At 53.2% G+C, this 12849-nt stretch carries 13 protein-coding genes and 1 pseudogene; 8 read left to right on the forward strand and 6 right to left on the reverse strand.

All coding sequences use genetic code 11. From position 1 onward, the window contains the following. The first annotated feature begins 153 nt into the window (after window positions 1–153). The 4 genes from FY034_RS07690 (at window position 154) to FY034_RS07705 (ending at window position 5353) form a co-directional block, all read left to right on the forward strand. Complete coding sequence (locus FY034_RS07690) at window positions 154–2130, forward strand: monovalent cation:proton antiporter family protein (RefSeq protein ID WP_265554918.1); 1977 nt, start codon at window positions 154–156, stop codon at window positions 2128–2130. A 91-nt stretch (window positions 2131–2221) separates the two neighbouring features. Continuing rightward, entirely contained in the window at window positions 2222–3253 is a 1032-nt protein-coding gene (locus FY034_RS07695) for a 4Fe-4S dicluster domain-containing protein (protein ID WP_265554920.1), read from the forward strand. Beyond that, window positions 3253–3918 carry a formate dehydrogenase subunit gamma gene (locus FY034_RS07700; protein WP_265554921.1) on the forward strand — a complete coding sequence of 222 codons (666 nt, stop codon included), beginning with the start codon at window positions 3253–3255 and terminating at the stop codon, window positions 3916–3918. Before FY034_RS07695 ends, FY034_RS07700 begins: the two co-directional genes overlap by 1 nt. Window positions 3919–4090: 172 nt before the next feature. Further along, a complete protein-coding gene (locus FY034_RS07705) occupies window positions 4091–5353 on the forward strand; it encodes a cytochrome-c peroxidase (protein ID WP_265554922.1) in 1263 nt (420 codons plus the stop codon). A 50-nt stretch (window positions 5354–5403) separates the two neighbouring features. Here FY034_RS07705 and FY034_RS19035 read toward each other — a convergent pair whose 3' ends face one another. The 6 genes and pseudogenes from FY034_RS19035 to FY034_RS07735 form a co-directional block, all read right to left on the reverse strand. Next, complete coding sequence (locus FY034_RS19035) at window positions 5404–5544, reverse strand: hypothetical protein (RefSeq protein ID WP_416222773.1); 141 nt, start codon at window positions 5542–5544, stop codon at window positions 5404–5406. 165 nt (window positions 5545–5709) lie between these two features. After that, on the reverse strand, window positions 5710–6504 hold the full coding sequence (locus FY034_RS07715; protein ID WP_265554924.1) for a transporter: 795 nt from the start codon (window positions 6502–6504) through the stop codon (window positions 5710–5712). Window positions 6505–6607: 103 nt separating this feature from the next. After that, window positions 6608–6712, reverse strand: a pseudogene (gene hemP / locus FY034_RS07720) (hemin uptake protein HemP); the annotation flags it as partial. A 22-nt stretch (window positions 6713–6734) separates the two neighbouring features. Continuing rightward, the gene (locus FY034_RS07725; RefSeq protein ID WP_265554927.1) at window positions 6735–7073 is read right to left on the reverse strand and encodes a DUF2325 domain-containing protein; all 339 of its coding nucleotides are present in this window, start codon (window positions 7071–7073) and stop codon (window positions 6735–6737) included. Continuing rightward, a complete protein-coding gene (locus FY034_RS07730) occupies window positions 7070–7789 on the reverse strand; it encodes a DUF3793 family protein (RefSeq protein WP_265554930.1) in 720 nt (239 codons plus the stop codon). Before FY034_RS07730 ends, FY034_RS07725 begins: the two co-directional genes overlap by 4 nt. 120 nt (window positions 7790–7909) lie before the next feature. Beyond that, window positions 7910–8362, reverse strand: a complete 453-nt coding sequence (locus tag FY034_RS07735) for a Fur family transcriptional regulator (protein ID WP_265554932.1) — start codon at window positions 8360–8362, stop codon at window positions 7910–7912. A 182-nt stretch (window positions 8363–8544) separates the two neighbouring features. Here FY034_RS07735 and FY034_RS07740 point away from each other — a divergent pair, with 182 nt between their 5' ends. The 4 genes from FY034_RS07740 (at window position 8545) to FY034_RS07755 (ending at window position 12751) form a co-directional block, all read left to right on the forward strand. Next, a complete protein-coding gene (locus tag FY034_RS07740) occupies window positions 8545–9255 on the forward strand; it encodes an AAA family ATPase (RefSeq protein ID WP_265554934.1) in 711 nt (236 codons plus the stop codon). Between the two features lie 90 nt (window positions 9256–9345). Next, window positions 9346–9852: a rubrerythrin family protein gene (locus tag FY034_RS07745; protein WP_265554935.1), complete on the forward strand. Its 507-nt coding sequence runs from the start codon at window positions 9346–9348 to the stop codon at window positions 9850–9852. 211 nt (window positions 9853–10063) lie between these two features. Further along, on the forward strand, window positions 10064–12271 hold the full coding sequence (gene katG / locus FY034_RS07750; RefSeq protein WP_265554937.1) for a catalase/peroxidase HPI: 2208 nt from the start codon (window positions 10064–10066) through the stop codon (window positions 12269–12271). Window positions 12272–12310: 39 nt separating this feature from the next. Beyond that, complete coding sequence (locus tag FY034_RS07755; RefSeq protein WP_265554939.1) at window positions 12311–12751, forward strand: DUF4149 domain-containing protein; 441 nt, start codon at window positions 12311–12313, stop codon at window positions 12749–12751. The last annotated feature ends 98 nt before the right edge of the window (window positions 12752–12849 follow it).

Raw genomic sequence — 12849 nt, forward strand, 5'->3', positions numbered from 1 at the left:
AATGGTTGCTGCGGCATAGCCTGGTCGGTCTGCGGTGTGCATGGCCGGGCCTGGGGCGAACGCCCGGTGTTTGGCAAGTTCTGGTACCTGGGGTAAGATAGCTGCTAACGCAGGTTTGATCTGGTAGCCTATGTAAACCGCTGGAGGTGAAAGGTGGAGTTCAGTCTGTTAAAAGATCTGGTGCTGTTGTTTGGCCTTGCCCTGGTAACCGTGGTGTTGTTTCGGCAGTTCAAGCTCCCTTCCATCATTGGATTCCTCTGTACCGGCATTGTGGCCGGTCCCTATGCGCTGGGGTTGATCAAGGATACCCATCAGGTTGAGCAGATGGCTGAGATAGGGGTGGTGCTGCTGTTATTCACCATCGGGATTGAATTTTCGCTGAAAGAGTTGCTGCGGATCAGGCACCTGGTGTTGTGGGGCGGTGGGCTGCAGGTTGGTGTGACCATTGGCGCGGTGGCACTGCTCTGGATCGCCCTGGGATTTTCGTGGCAACAATCGGTCTTTTTCGGTTTTTTGGTCTCCCTTTCCAGTACCGCCATTCTAATGAAGCTGTTGATGGACTCCGGCGAGATGGACTCTCCCCACGGCAAGACCTGTCTTGGGATTCTGATCTTCCAGGATCTCTGTGTGGTGCCGCTGATGCTGCTTACCCCGTTTTTGGGAGGGGCAGGGGATGGCCTAACCGGGATTGTGATTGTTTCCGCCAAGGCGCTGCTGGTGGTGGTGATCTCCCATTTTAGTGCCCGTTTTGCCGTGCCCTGGATCTTTCATCAGGTTGTTCGGGCCAGAAGCCGTGAACTGTTTATCCTGACCATCATCTTTGTCGGCTTTGGTACCGCCTTTCTGACTGCCCAGGTCGGGTTGTCCCTGGCATTGGGGGCTTTTATTGCCGGACTGGCCATCTCTGAATCAGAATACAGCCATCAGGTGATGGGCGATATTATCCCGTTCCGGGATGCCTTTATGAGTCTCTTCTTCATCTCGGTCGGCATGTTGTTGGACCCGGCAGCAGTACTGAGGCAACCGTTGGCCGTGCTGCTGATTGTGATCAGTATTGTGCTGATCAAGTGGTTAGTGGCATCCGCTGCAGCATTGGTGCTGAGGTTTCCACCCCGACCGGCCCTGATCAGTGGCCTGTTGTTGGCCCAAGTAGGGGAGTTTGCCTTTGTACTCTCCCATGCCGGACAGAAATACGGTCTGCTGTCAGATGCCCAGTATCAGCTTTTTCTGGCTGCTTCAGTAACAACCATGGCCCTGACGCCCTTTTTTCTTAAGTTTGCAGAGCCATTTTCCAACTGGGTGACGAAACGGCTGCCCGCAGTACTTAAACAAGGTGTAAGAGTGACCGGCGTTAGTCACGACCGTTTTCCAATGGAAGACCATGTTATCATTGTTGGTTTTGGGGTTAATGGCAAAAACCTGGCCAGGGTGTTAAACGGCAACGGTATCCGTTACATTGCCATTGAGACCAATCACCATACGGTCAAGGCAGAACGCAAGAAAGGTACCCGGATCATCTTTGGCGATGCCTCCAGGCCAGAGATCCTCTCTCACGCCATGATTGAAAAGGCACGCATTGTTGTGATAGCTATTTCCGATGCCACTGCCACTCGCCGGGTCGCTGCCATGGCCCGCCAGATGCGTCCCAATATCCATCTGATTGTTCGTACCCGTTATGTGGCTGAGATGGAACCGCTTTTCCAATTGGGGGTCAATGATGTGGTTCCGGAGGAGTTTGAGACCTCAGTGGAGATCTTTTCGCGGGTGTTGCGTACCTACATGATCCCCCATGACCAGATTGACCACTGCATTGCCGAGATCCGCCGTGACTCCTATCAGATGTTCAGGACGGTCAGTCGGCGCCACAGCCATGCTACAGGCATATCAGGCTACCTGTCCGGGGTTGAGCTGGGTACCTTTCGGGTCCAACCCGGTTCAACACTTGAAGGCACCCAGCTGCGCGACGGCCTGCTGCGGGAGCGTTCCGGAGTCTCCGTGCTGGTGATCAAGCGGGGGGATGAGGTCAACTCCAACCCTGATCCGGTCTGGCAGTTTGAGGTGGATGATATTGTACTGGTATTGGGCAAGGCGGATCAGCTGGTATTTGCTGCCCATCTGTTTGAGTCTTAGGTGCTACGTTGACATGCCTATGGTGTCGGGGGTTGACATAATATTCATATATTCATATATTGGTTAAAAATGCGGTAAGGAGTTGATGTTCATGCAACACGATCAACAAGCAGGTGCTCTTTCCCGCCGTGGCCTTTTCAAGGTCTCGGCAGCCCTTCTGGCCGGTGTTACCGGCCTTGCAACACTGCCGAAACAGCTTCTGGCAGCCCCCCTGGAAGGCAAACTGGCGACCCTGATTGACCTGTCCCTCTGTGACGGCTGTGCCGACCGGCCTCAGCCGGCCTGCGTCACTTCCTGTAAGCAGGAGAAGAACCATACTGTTCCGAAGCCGGTTGATCCGATTCCCTCGCCTTTTCCCACCAATATTATTGAGGATTGGTCAAAGAAGCAGGAGGTGGCAAACCGCCTGACTCCCTATAACCGGATCATGGTTCAAAAGGCACAGATCATGGTTAATGGTCAGGAAAAGAACCTCTCCATTCCCCGGCGCTGTATGCATTGTGATAACCCGGCCTGTGCCACCATCTGTCCCTTCTCTGCCAATACCAAGGATAAGAACGGAGCTGTGGTGATTGACCAGGAGCTCTGTTTTGGCGGTGCCAAGTGCAAGACCGTCTGTCCCTGGCAGATCCCTCAGCGCCAATCCGGAGTTGGTATCTACCTGAAGGTGGCCAAGGAGCTTATGGGCAACGGGGTGATGTACAAGTGCGATCTTTGTATTGACCGTCTGAAAGCAGGCAAAACTCCGGCCTGCATTGATGCCTGCCCGAAGAAGGCGATGCTGATCGGTCCCCGTGAGCAGATCCATGCCGAAGCGGAAAAGCGGGCTGCGGCTCTGGGGGGGCATATCTTTGGCAAACAGGAAAACGGTGGCACCTCTACCCTGTATGTCTCTCCGGTCCCGTTCAGGGAATTGGAACAAAAACTTACTCCGGCCTCTCCTGACCCCAAAAAGGGCCAGCCACTGTTGAAGCCGGATGTCAAACGCAAGATGGCTGAGAGCGACGGGCTCGGCAAAGCGGTACTGGCGGCACCGGCCATCGGCCTGGTAGCTGGTCTGGTGGGGGCATTAGGTAAATTATCGCAACGCAGGGCAGAACATGCCGGAAAGGAGAGTCGCTGATGTCAACGGTCAAACTGATCAAACGTCATGAACTGATTGTGTTGCTGGAACATTGGGGTATTGCGATCTCCGGGATAGCGCTGCTGATGAGCGGCATTTTCCAACTGCCCTCGGCTGCCCGTTACAAGATTACCGCCATTCCCGGTTTCTGGTGGTCGGGCGAGTTCTTTTTCACCCTCAAACTGCACTATATCGCTTCAGTGGTCTTTGTGGGACTGGTGCTGTTTCACCTGGTCTACCACCTGTTGTTGCAGGAACGGGCCATGATTCCCCAAAGTGGTGACGTTTCGGAATCCGTCAAGGTGTTAAAAACCTTTATCACCAATCAGCCGGAGCCTCCCTTTGGCAAGTATCTGCCTGAGCAACGGTTGGCCTATGTGGCCATTGCAATTCCGGTGCTGTTGCTGGTGGTGTCCGGTCTGATCAAGACCTGGAAGAATATCTACGCCCCAGATCTTGACCGTACCCTGTTGCTTTGGGCCACCTGGATGCACAACGTAGGCTTTATCCTGTTTTTTATGGCCTTTCTGGGACATGTTGCTGCCCTGCTGATCAAACCGAACCGTCCGATGCTGCGGGGGATGCTGACTGGCCGGGTGACGCGGGAATATGCTGAACACCGCCATCCGCGCTGGGTGAGTGAAATCGAGAAAAATGAGACTTGACCCTATAACCTGGGATTTCGTCTGGCAGCTCCTGTGAAATAACCCCAAAATAGTTGAGTGATGAGTGTGGCGCGGTGGAAGGAGATCTCTTCCACCGCGTTTTATTTGAAGAATAATAAAAATCTGCTAAAGTTCATTCCTGTCTAAAATATTAACCTGTAAAGGAGGTAGTATGGCAGTGCAGAAGCTGATTGCTGTGGTGGTGTTATTGGTAAGTAGTACTTTGAGTGCAACAGCAGTTGAGTTGACACCGCTTCAGCAGGTGGGAAAGATGATTTTTTTCGATACGAACCTCTCTGCAGTTCGTAATCAGTCTTGTGCTACCTGTCATGCCCCGGAGGTTGGTTGGAGCGGTCCAGACAGTACATTGAACAGTCTGGGAGGCGTTTACAACGGTTCATTCAGTGACCGTTTTGGCAATCGTCGGCCACCAAGTGCGGCCTATGTTGCCCAAAGCCCGGTGTTGCGTTGGGATAAAAAGGAAAAGGTCTTTATCGGTGGAGCCTTTTGGGATGGTCGTGCAACAGGCAAGCGGTTAAAAAGTACCGCAGCAGAACAGGCTCAGGGGCCGTTCCTGAATCCGGTTGAGCATGGTTTTGCAGATGCAGTCTGTGTTGTCAGCCGTGTCTGTAATGCCTCTTATGCTTCTGAATTGCAAAAAATCTATCCAGGAATCTGTGCTGTTAGCTGGCCTGCAGAAATAGATAAACTCTGCTCAAGCGATGGCTATAAAGCGGTCATGACTGATACAGAGCATGTAAAGGTTGGTAAGGCTTACGATGCTATTGCACACGCCATAGCTGCCTTTGAGTTGTCTCCAGAGGTGAACCCGTTCAGTTCAAAATTTGATGCCTGGCAGGCCGGTAAGGCAAAACTGAGCAAACAGGAGCAATTGGGACTTAAGCTGTTTAACGGCAAGGGTAAATGCTCTCAGTGCCACCCATCAAGCGGTAGGAAACCTCTGTTTACTGACTTTACCTATGATAACATTGGAGTGCCCCGTAATCCTCATAATCAGTTCTATAGCCAGAAGGTCTATAACCCGGAAGGTCAGGCCTGGGTGGATCCAGGTCTGGGAGGTTTTCTAGCCGGTGAAAAAGCCTGGCAGAAACAGGCTCGTGTTGAGTACGGCAAACATAAGGTGCCAACCCTGCGGAATGTTGATAAACGGACTTCTCCGGACTTTGTCAAAGCGTTTGGACACAATGGCTACTTTAAAAGTCTGAAGGAAGTTGTACATTTTTATAACACCCGCGATAGTCTGCCGGTCTGCAAGCCTGGTGACAAGGGAGAAAAGGTCAGTTGTTGGCCTTTGCCTGAAACTGCCATGAACATGAACATGGTGGAAATGGGAAATCTTGGTCTGACCGATGCTGAAGAAGAGGCGATTGTGGTCTTTATGAAAACCCTGTCGGACGGATACCGAGTTAAGTAGTTAAGGGCACTTTTTTATACATACCGGGCTGGCTGCGTTACAGTCCGTGGCTAGCCCGGTATGCTGTTGTTACCGGTTGCAATTCCCCCCACAATTGCTGTCGCCACACCAACCCATTTCCAGGTTCCGAACTCCTGCTGCATGGCAGCTCCAACCACCACGCAGGGCATGTAGAGCAGCACAAAGGCCATGAAGCTGAATGAGCTGAGCGGTGTGAATTGACCCTGCAGAGCTGATTTAAGGGCAGATTGTTCCTCTTCTGGTTTTTCTTTCTGTGGCAGGTAAAGCAGGGTGCTGACCGCTTTTTCACTGCCCCGCCAAGAGTGTTCATTGCATTCTTTTGCAGCAATCAGCTGTTAGAATTTTAGTACCAGCCCGTACAGTGCGCTCACGTCTGTCTCCGGCCTGGTCAGGCCGAACTTGACACCGGTATTGATATCCAGCTGATCGTTGATTTCGTAACGCAGACCGGTCAGGGCATAGACCGGCAGCTCGTTTGAGCTCTTGTCCGGGTTGGTGGCAAGGCCTAAATCAGCTACTGCAAACAGGCCCTTGACAAGCTCAGCCTCACAGGCAATGGAGCCGGACCAGAGGTTGCTGCGCTGTGTGCCGTCATCTTCACGGTAGTGGTGATACTCATAGCCAAGGTTGGCATGCAGGGCATAGGCGCCGTCGGCAAACTCACGGGTGGCGATCAGGGTACCGCCAAACTGCCAGCGTCCCTCGGACAAACCATTGCTGTACTTGCCGGCGGGGATGATGACCGTGGGCTTGATCGCCAGGTTGATACCGGCCAGTTCTGCAAAGCGGTACTTGACCTCCAGGGTCATGTCGCCAAACCCGTCGGTGTTGGATACGGCACCATCCAGATGGGAACGTTCATTGAACAGGTAGGGAATCGCCAGGGAGATGCCCAGGTCCTTATATAGGCCGGTGGTGATCTTTAGCTCACCGTCAACCGTATTGGTCATGGTGGTCGATCCGTTAACGGTCTGTCTGTCGTAACCGTAGGAGCTGTTCAGCTCAATCTCCACCTTGCCGACATCAACGGTACCGGCATCATCGGTGGCAAGGGGAGGTCCGGCAAAAGCTGAACCGGCAGTTACAAGGGCAAGACAAAACGCAAGGGTGGTTGAACGTACTGGGGGCATGGGGTGTCTCCTGTCATAAGCCGGATTTTGAGTCTGGGCTGGCTATATGGTGAAAAGAGACACCTGTGGCTGGCGTATTGACTTGTTTGGTTCGACTCAAGAATTACTTGGTCAAGATAAGTTTGTTATTGCCGGTAATCCTTAAACGGTATTCTTCATCCGCGTGCAGGATGGTGATTTCCTGCTGGTTAGCAAACAGATCTGCACTGGTGATGACCCGCTTTCCCATCTTAGGTCTGTGCCTCCTTTCCTGATTGACTGCAGATAGCAGATGCCGGTTGTTGCTGTATCAAGCTGACGCAGTTCAGACATTCACGCAGGGTGCAGACACCGCAGGCATGGTGCATAAACACCGGTATTCCCTGTTTTTTAGCGGCAGACATCGCCTCGTTACGTGCCTGGTGCGAAACCTTGTTGGTGAAGATGACAACGGCATCGGCATGCTTGATCTTACCGCCCATGTTCTGCTCGGCCCGGCTGAAGATCCGCAGGCGCATGCCCTGTTTTTTGGCCTCCTTCAGGTACTGCTCTCCCAATCGGTCCATCCCGCCCACCAGTATGATGCTCATGGCTTTGCTCCTTCAGGAAGATGAAAGTCAATATCATTAGTTTGACAAAAAAAGGGGTGTTCTGAATCTCTGATTTCAAGCATCTGCCGGTTGCCGGTGGCGAGGATTGCGCCCATGCGTTGGCGACAGCAGCGGTAGTCTTCTGCCAGGCGCAGACTTTGTGCCGGGTTGCCGTAGATCTTCCAGAGCGCCTGACAGGTAAACGGCAGTTTAACCATCCCCATAAATGCTGCCACATCCTTGGGGGGATAGCCGATAAACAGGCCGATTTCGTGGGGGAAACGGTCATGCTTGGCAATTCTTTGTATAAGCAGGTCAAGCAGTTCGTCCAGGCCGGATTGTGGCTGGTAGCCGGCCTTGTGAAGCAGTGTGCGGATACCGGCGTGGGACAGCTGCTGTTCCAGGTGGTTTCGGTTAAAGCAGAGCAGCAGCACGGCCCTTGGTTTGACCTGGAGCATAATGAATTCAAGGCTGCCAAATCGGCAGGCAACCTGATGCTGATGGGCCTGCCAGAGCTGGTACAGATTTCTGCCGCAGGGCCTGGTCCGGTTAACCAGTGAGACAAGATTGGCCGGCTTGACCCCGGCCAGTACTTCAGAACATTCAAGCATCAGGTGTGCGGTCAGACAATCCAGGGGGGCTTCGTATTTTGTCAGTAGTTCAGGTGCGGCATTTGATGACGAGACCTGCTGTCTGTCTGATCGGTAGAATCCCATGACACCCCCGTTATTTTTGTAAATGAATTTTGTTATCAATATCGTATTGAAAAATAGAAGTCAACTGTTTTTGTGAAGGTGACGAGTCTGATGAAGAAAACGCCGGTGGTCTGTGAGTGGTCAGTGTTTTGAGCAGTTGTTGCAGGTACCGTACATGACAATGGTTTTTGAATCTATCTGCCCCCACTGGGCAATGGTGGCCGGAGGTTCCAGGCTGTCTGCTGCTGGCCACTGGAAATCAACAACACGCTTGCAGCGGCTGCAGATCAGGTGGTGGTGCGGTGTATAGATCACTTCAAAGCGGGCCTGACTTTCGGCTGTTTGAATGCGAACAACCAGCTGGTGTTCTTCCAGGGTGGTCAGGGTGCGATAGACCGTGTCAAGTGAGATGGTCGGGAGCGTTGGCAACAAGCGCCTGTGAAGGGTCTCGGCAGTCGGGTGATCAGGCTGTCTGATCAGCTGACGGTAGATTTCTGTGCGTTGATGGGTGACCTTCAGGCCGGCGTCTCTGCAGGCGGTCACAAACTGTTCCATCATCTGCTCTAGCTGTTCCTGGCTACAGGTCGTTGCCACGGCAGTACCCCATTTCTCAATTACTTGGTAAGAATCATTACTTCTTGCACTGCTTTTGTCAAGAAAACTGTTGCAGATGCGACAGACCTGCCGCCTGCAACGCTTGCATGATTGGATTTTCAGGCTACACTGAAAGCATGCGTGCTGTGCTATTTCATGTCTTATGAACAGGGAGGAGCGGTATGCCGGATAATTTGTTGATTCCGTCGGTTGACTTACGGGTAGGGGCACTGGAGGAGTATAACCGTACCCAGAAACAGAAGGCGATGCTGCATCATAAAAAACCAAAGCCACGTCCCTGTGTGACGATTTCACGTCAATTCGGATGCCTAGGGTATCCGGTTGCTGAGCGGGTGTGTGAACTGATGAGCCGGAAAAGTGGTGAACCCTGGTTGCTGATCGACCGGGCCGTACTTGATGAAGTGGCAAAACACCACAATATTTCAAAAGATATCCTTGAAAGTCTGGGGGAAAAGAACCGTCTTCTGGATGATATACTGGCAGCCTTTTCTCCACGCTGGACCCATAGCCAGGACTGTTTCAGGCTGCTGTGCAAGCATGTGGTCAGCCTTGCAGAACAGGGGAATGTGATCATTATGGAGTTGGGTGGTGCAATCATCACCAGGCATTTTGAGCATTCAAAGCATTTCAGGATCTACGGATCAATGGATTTCAAGGTGCGCGCCATAGCACAGCGGCTTCAGATTGAGTATGAAGCAGCGGAAAAAATGGTGATCAGGCAGCAGAAACAGCGCGATGCCTTTACCAGGGATTTTCTGGACCAGGATGATCATAATCCTGCCCTGTATGAATTGCTTTTTAATAACGATCGTAATTCCGTTGAAAAAATAGCCATTACCATAGCTGCGTATGTTGCGGATGAACTGTTGTGAGAAATGGTGTTGACATTTTACTAGATAGGTATTATTCCTAACAAGCCGATCTCAGTCGGTGCAGTTACTTTCAAACCGGAGGATGAACAGATGGCTAATGGACCAAAATCTGAAAAAAATCTGCAGGATGCTTTTGCCGGTGAATCCCAGGCTAACCGTAAATATCTGGCGTTTGCCAAGCAGGCTGATAAAGAAGGGTTTCCCCAGGTCGCCCGGCTGTTCCGTGCTGCTGCCGAGGCAGAGACGGTGCATGCCCATAATCACTTGAAGGCACTGGGTGGCATCAAAACCACCAAGGAGAATCTGGTGGAGGCGATCAGTGGGGAGACCCATGAGTTCAAAGAGATGTATCCGCCCATGATCGAAGCCGCCAAGGAAGAGGGGGCTGCTGAAGCCCTGCGTTCCTTTAGCTATGCCAACACCGTGGAAAAGACCCATGCCGAGCTGTACCAGAAGGCCTTTGATACCCTTGGCCAGGCCGGGGAACAGTTTGATTACTATGTCTGTCCGATCTGTGGCCATACCGTAGAAAAGGGTGCGCCGGACAAGTGCGAGGTCTGCGGGGCAGCCGGTGCGGTGTTCGTACAGGTAAAGTAGGGCTAATTCTGGAAGCGGGTTGCATCTATGAGATGCACCCGCTTTAATTTTAATTTATCAATAGTAATTATTATTACCTAAAAAAATAGTGCAGCCTTGACATTAGAGGATTCTACGGAAAACTGTAGTTGGCGATGTCGGCCCAGATCCAGTCCGTGGAAGTTTGATACGTTTCATTTCATCAACCATTATGACGAAAGGATCAGAACGTATGAGTGACAGCAGATGTCCGGTAACCGGAAAGTCCAGCAGGCAAGTGGCAGGTGGAGGAACCTCAAACCGGGATTGGTGGCCAAACCAGCTCAATCTCCATATTCTTCACCAGCATTCCGTGAAGTCCAACCCGATGGGGGAGATGTTCAACTACCGTGAAGAATTCAATAAACTCGATCTTACTGCCGTAAAAAAGGATCTCGTCGCACTGATGACTGATTCCCAGGACTGGTGGCCGGCTGACTGGGGACATTACGGTGGTCTGATGATCCGGATGGCCTGGCACAGTGCCGGGACCTACCGTATGGGGGACGGTCGTGGCGGGGCCGGCTCCGGTTCGCAGCGTCTGGCGCCGCTCAACAGCTGGCCTGACAACGTTAACCTGGACAAGGCCCGTAGACTGCTCTGGCCGATCAAGCAGAAATACGGCAGGAAAATCTCCTGGGCCGACTTGATGATACTGGCCGGAAACTGCGCCCTGGAGTCAATGGGGTTCAAGACGTTCGGTTTTGGTGGCGGGCGCGAAGATGTCTGGGAACCGCAAGAGGATGTCTACTGGGGGGGCGAGAAGGAATGGCTGGCCACCAGTGACAAGCCACACAGCCGTTATAGTGGTGAACGTGATCTGGATAACCCCCTGGCTGCTGTACAGATGGGGCTGATTTATGTCAACCCGGAGGGGCCGGACGGTAATCCTGATCCGGTTGCTTCGGGACGTGACGTCCGTGAAACCTTTGCCCGGATGGCCATGAATGATGAAGAAACCGTTGCTCTGATTGCCGGCGGTCACACTTTTGGCAAATGCCACGGCGCCGGTACGGCTGATCATGTGGGGCCTGAGCCTGAAGCAGCCCCGCTTGAAGCCCAGGGATTGGGGTGGATCAGCAGTTACAAGAGCGGCAAGGGGGGCGATACCATTTCCAGCGGCATTGAAGGCGCCTGGAAGCCAAACCCCACCACCTGGGATATGGGCTATCTGAAGGTCTTGTTCAAGTATGAATGGGAGCTGGTCAAAAGTCCGGCTGGTGCCCACCAATGGCTGGCAAAAGATGTGGAAGACGAGGACATGGTGGTCGATGCCCATGATCCGGCAAAGAAACGCCGTCCGATGATGACCACGGCGGACCTGTCGCTGCGTTTTGACCCTGTGTATGAGAAAATTGCCCGGCGCTACCTGGCGAATCCGGACGAGTTTGCCGATGCCTTTGCCCGGGCCTGGTTTAAACTGACCCACCGTGACATGGGGCCGCGTTCTCGCTACCTGGGACCGGAGGTACCGGCCGAGGAGCTGATCTGGCAGGACCCGGTGCCAGCTGCTACGCATGAACTGATCAACGACAGTGATATCGCAGATCTTAAGGCCACGATCCTTGCCTCGGGCCTGTCGATCTCTCAACTGGTCGCAACGGCCTGGGCATCGGCATCCACCTTCCGCGGTTCTGACAAGCGCGGCGGAGCAAACGGGGCACGTATCCGTCTGGCTCCGCAAAAGGATTGGGAGGTCAACCAGCCCGGGCAGCTGGCCAAGGTACTTGAAGCCCTTGCAGCCGTACAGCAGGAGTTTAACGATGACCAGTCCGGCAACAAGAGGGTGTCGCTGGCCGACCTGATTGTGCTGGGCGGCTGCGCAGCCGTTGAACAGGCAGCCCGGAACGCTGGGCAGACCGTAGCGGTCCCCTTTACGCCGGGCCGCACAGATGCCTCACAGGAACAGACCGATACGGCATCCTTTGAGGTACTTGAGCCAAAGGCCGATGGGTTCCGCAACTATCAGAAGAGCACATACGCTGTATCTGCGGAGGAACTGCTGGTTGACCGGGCACAGCTGCTGACCCTGACCGCTCCTGAGATGACCGTACTGATTGGCGGCATGCGTGTCCTGAATGCGAATTTCGGCAACTCCCGGCATGGCGTTTTCACCAAGCGTCCGGAGGCCCTTACCAATGACTTCTTTGTGAACCTGCTTGACATGGCCACCATCTGGAAGGCAACCTCAGAAGACCAGGACCTGTTTGAGGGGCGTGATCGTACAAGTGGCGAACTCAAGTGGACAGCTACCCGTGTTGATCTGATCTTTGGCTCGAACTCCCAGCTGCGGGCCATTGCGGAAGTCTATGGTTGTGAGGACTCTCAGGAGAAGTTTCTGCAAGACTTCGCAGCGGCCTGGGATAAGGTTATGCAGGCAGATCGCTTTGAGCTGGTATGAGGTTGTCGAAGAATTACATTATAGGTCAGGAGGTATTCTGTGCCGTATCTTTCCATCATCTATCGTCTGTTGATCGCTTTCTGGGTAGGGGGGGCGGCTCTTTTTACCTTTATCCTGACGCCCACCCTGTTCAAGAACTTTGACCGTGATATGGCCGGTAACATTGTCGGGGTACTGTTCCCCGGCTATTTCAAGTGGGGCCTGATCTGCGGAGTGCTTGCGCTTGGCCTGCTGCTGTTTTCGCGGGGAAAGCACTGGCTTGCGTCGTCAGTCATTATTGTGGCCATGCTGGTGGTTACCTCGCTGCAGGCCTTTGTGATTGAGCCCAAGGCTGCAGCCATTAAAAAGGAGATTCCTTCCTTTGTCACGACGCCGGCAGATCACCCGTTACGACAGCAGTTCAAAAAGTTGCACGGGATTTCCGCGGTCAGCAATCTGGGGGTTATTGGCGGTGGCATTGCCCTGATCATTTTGTTATGATTTAGCTCTGTTTCAGGCTGCTCTCCTGGTTGTCTGCCTTCGTCTCCTTGACGTATTACCCTGTACGTCCGGGTCGCCGAATGCCTCGCCGCCGTGAG

The organism is Trichlorobacter lovleyi (assembly GCF_015239775.1).
In the GTDB taxonomy this organism is placed as follows: domain Bacteria; phylum Desulfobacterota; class Desulfuromonadia; order Geobacterales; family Pseudopelobacteraceae; genus Trichlorobacter; species Trichlorobacter lovleyi_B.

Bases quoted from the DNA above. Each gene is read 5' to 3' on its own strand.
- FY034_RS07695 (WP_265554920.1), top strand. From the start codon at position 2,222: ATGCAACACGATCAACAAGCAGGTGCTCTTTCCCGCCGTGGCCTTTTC.
- FY034_RS07700 (WP_265554921.1), top strand. From the start codon at position 3,253: ATGTCAACGGTCAAACTGATCAAACGTCATGAACTGATTGTGTTGCTG.
- FY034_RS07705 (WP_265554922.1), top strand. From the start codon at position 4,091: ATGGCAGTGCAGAAGCTGATTGCTGTGGTGGTGTTATTGGTAAGTAGT.
- FY034_RS19035 (WP_416222773.1), bottom strand. From the start codon at position 5,544: ATGGCCTTTGTGCTGCTCTACATGCCCTGCGTGGTGGTTGGAGCTGCC.
- FY034_RS07715 (WP_265554924.1), bottom strand. From the start codon at position 6,504: ATGCCCCCAGTACGTTCAACCACCCTTGCGTTTTGTCTTGCCCTTGTA.
- FY034_RS07725 (WP_265554927.1), bottom strand. From the start codon at position 7,073: ATGAGCATCATACTGGTGGGCGGGATGGACCGATTGGGAGAGCAGTAC.
- FY034_RS07730 (WP_265554930.1), bottom strand. From the start codon at position 7,789: ATGGGATTCTACCGATCAGACAGACAGCAGGTCTCGTCATCAAATGCC.
- FY034_RS07740 (WP_265554934.1), top strand. From the start codon at position 8,545: ATGCCGGATAATTTGTTGATTCCGTCGGTTGACTTACGGGTAGGGGCA.
- FY034_RS07745 (WP_265554935.1), top strand. From the start codon at position 9,346: ATGGCTAATGGACCAAAATCTGAAAAAAATCTGCAGGATGCTTTTGCC.
- katG (WP_265554937.1), top strand. From the start codon at position 10,064: ATGAGTGACAGCAGATGTCCGGTAACCGGAAAGTCCAGCAGGCAAGTG.